The sequence below is a fragment of the Candidatus Effluviviaceae Genus V sp. genome, assembly GCA_014728125.1.
Classification (GTDB): Bacteria; Joyebacterota; Joyebacteria; order Joyebacterales; family Joyebacteraceae; genus WJMD01.
Genome location: WJMD01000066.1, coordinates 1 through 2,896, shown reverse-complemented (window position 1 = coordinate 2,896; position 2,896 = coordinate 1). Strand labels below are relative to the sequence as shown.

Genomic DNA, 2,896 nt, shown 5'->3' with positions numbered 1-2,896 from the left:
GGAGGGGTACCCCGCGTACCTCCCGGCCCGCGCCGCGCAGTTCTACGAGCGCGCGGGACGCGTGAAGTGCTTAGGTTCCGAGGACCGCATCGGCGCGCTGTCGGCGGTCGGCGCGGTCTCGCCCCCGGGCGGCGACCTCTCTGACCCCGTCGTCCAGGCGACCCTCAAGGTCGTCAAGGTCTTCTGGTCGCTCGAGGACTGGCTCGCGTACGAGCGTCACTTCCCGGCGATCAACTGGCTGACGAGCTACTCGCTCTACCACGACGCTCTGAAGGAGTACTTCCGGACTGAGGTCTCCGAGGAGTGGGAGGACATGCGCACCGGCGCGATGAAGACCCTCCAGCAGGAGGCCGAGCTCAAGGAGATCGCGCGCCTCGTCGGTGTCGACGCGCTCTCGAACCGGGACCGGCTCGTCCTGGCGACCGCCAAGGCGATCCGCGAGGACTTCCTGCACCAGAACGCGTTCGACGACGTCGACACCTACACGTCGTTCCCGAAGCAGTACCGGATGCTCAGGAACATCATGCTGCTGCATCGCCTCGCGACCGACGCGCTCGAGCAGGGCGTGACGGCCGAGGAGGTCGCGGCGCTCGACGTCAACGAGGAGATCTCGCGCTCCCGGTACATCCCGGAGAGCGAACTCGACCGGTTCGATTCTATTCGCGACCAGATCGAGAAGGCCGTGAAGGGCCTCATCGAGAAGAAGGTGGGAGCCGAGGAGCCCGTCTAGAACGGGGCCCCGTCGGCGGGCTTCCGCTGAAACGGAACGTGGGCCGTCAGGCGCGGCCGACCTCGAACCACACATCAGGAGAGCTGCGATGGTGAAGGAGTACATGACCGTCCGGGAGATCGCGGGACCGCTCGTCCTCGTGGGTGAGGTGTCCGGCGTCAAGTACGAGGAGCTGGTCGAGGTCGAGCTCCCGAGCGGCGAGGTGCGGCGCGGCCGCGTGCTCGAGGTCGACGAGGACAACGCCCTCGTGCAGCTCTTCGAGGGCGCGACGGGCGTGAGCGTCGAGACCGCGCGCATCCGCTTCCTTGGCCGCGGCCTCGAACTCGGGCTCTCTAAGGACGTCCTGGGCCGTGTCTTCGACGGTCTCGGTCGCCCGAAGGACGGTGGGCCCGACATCATCCCCGAGGAGAAGCGGGACGTTTCCGGCGCGCCGCTCAATCCGACCGCGCGCGACTATCCGAACGAGTTCATCCAGACGGGCGTCTCGTCGATCGACGGCCTGAACACGCTCGTCCGCGGACAGAAACTCCCGATCTTCTCCGGGTTCGGTCTTCCGCACGCGGAGCTCGCCGCGCAGATCGCGCGGCAGGCGAGCGTCCTCGGCACCGAGGAGTCGTTCGCGGTCGTCTTCGCCGCGATGGGCACCACGTTCGAGGAGGCGGAGTTCTTCATCTCCGACTTCCGGCGGACCGGGGCCATCGACCGCGCCGTGCTCTACGTGAACCTCGCCAACGACCCGGCCATCGAGCGCATCGCGACGCCGCGGATGGCGCTCACGACGGCCGAGTATTTGGCGTACGACCTCGACATGCACGTGCTCGTCATCCTCACGGACATGACCAACTACTGCGAGGCGCTGCGCGAGATCTCGGCTGCGAGGAAGGAGGTCCCGGGACGCCGCGGTTACCCGGGCTACCTCTACACGGACCTCTCGACGATCTACGAGCGCGCCGGGCGCATCAAGGGACGAAAGGGGTCCATCACTCAGATCCCGGTCGTCTCGATGCCGGAGGACGACAAGACGCACCCCATTCCCGATCTCACGGGCTACATCACCGAGGGGCAGATCATCCTCGACCGGGCGCTCCACAGGAAGGGCATCTACCCGCCGATCAACGTGCTCCCGTCGCTGTCGCGTCTGCGCGACAAGGGCATCGGGGAGGGGAGAACGCGCGAGGACCACGCGAACCTCGCCAACCAACTCTTCGCCGCGTATGCCCGCGGCAAGGAGGCGCAGGAACTGGCGGTCATCCTCGGCGAGGCCGCGCTCTCGCCGGAGGACAAGGCGTTCTACAAGTTCTCGGACCTCTTTGAGGAGCGTTACGTTCGGCAGGGCACCGATGAGAACCGCACCATCGAGGAGACGCTGACGCTCGGGTGGGAGCTCCTCGAGATGCTGCCGACCTCCGAGCTCAAGCGCGTCAAGCCGGAGCAGATCGAGAAGTACATGAAGAAGAGCGCGACGAAGGACATCGAGAGGACGAAGGAGACCGCTGAGGTCTCAGAGAGTGACGAGTCGTAGCGAGAACGCTGCGCGCCGGGAGTACGTGCCGGCGCGGGGAACGGACGGGAACGGTCGATGCGGATCCGCGCGAACCCGAACAGGATGCAGCTTCTCAGGCTGAGGCGTCGCCTCACGCTGGCGAAGCGCGGGCACAAGCTCCTGAAGGACAAGCAGGAGGAGCTGATGCGCCGCTTCCTGGGTATGGTCCACGAGGCGCGCGACCTTCGGGCGGAGGTCGAAGAGGCGCTCGCCGAGGCCTACCGCACGTTCGTGTCGGCCAGGCTCGAGATGGACGGGAGCTCGCTCGACATGGCGCTTGCGTTCTCGCGCCGCACGGTGTCGCTCCAGGCCGAGCGCGAACAGGTCATGAACCTGAAGGTCCCGCGCTTCTCCGTCGAGTTCCCGGAGGAGGGCGAGTTCGGCTACGGACTGACCGACACGACGCCCGAGCTCGACCGCGCGATGGCGCTCTACGCCGAGCTTCTCCCGAAGCTCATGAAGGTGGCGGAGATGGAGAAGGCCATCCAGCTTCTGGCCGCCGAGCTCGAGAAGACACGCCGCCGTGTCAACGCCCTCGAGCACATCCTCGTCCCGAGCCTCGAGGAGACGATCCGGTTCATCTCGGATCGGCTGTCGGAGCTCGAGCGCGCGAACGCCACCCG

3 protein-coding genes are annotated in these 2,896 nt (G+C 66.9%); all 3 read left to right on the top strand.

What is annotated here, in order from left to right; all coding sequences use genetic code 11:
* A partial coding sequence (locus tag GF405_03720) for a V-type ATP synthase subunit A (protein ID MBD3367272.1) occupies positions 1 to 730 on the top strand: 730 nt, incomplete at its 5' end.
* An 88-nt stretch (positions 731 to 818) separates the two neighbouring features.
* The gene (locus GF405_03715; protein ID MBD3367271.1) at positions 819 to 2,252 is read left to right on the top strand and encodes a V-type ATP synthase subunit B; all 1,434 of its coding nucleotides are present in this window, start codon (positions 819 to 821) and stop codon (positions 2,250 to 2,252) included.
* A 57-nt stretch (positions 2,253 to 2,309) separates the two neighbouring features.
* The coding region (locus tag GF405_03710) for a V-type ATP synthase subunit D (GenBank protein ID MBD3367270.1) at positions 2,310 to 2,896 on the top strand (587 nt) is incomplete at its 3' end.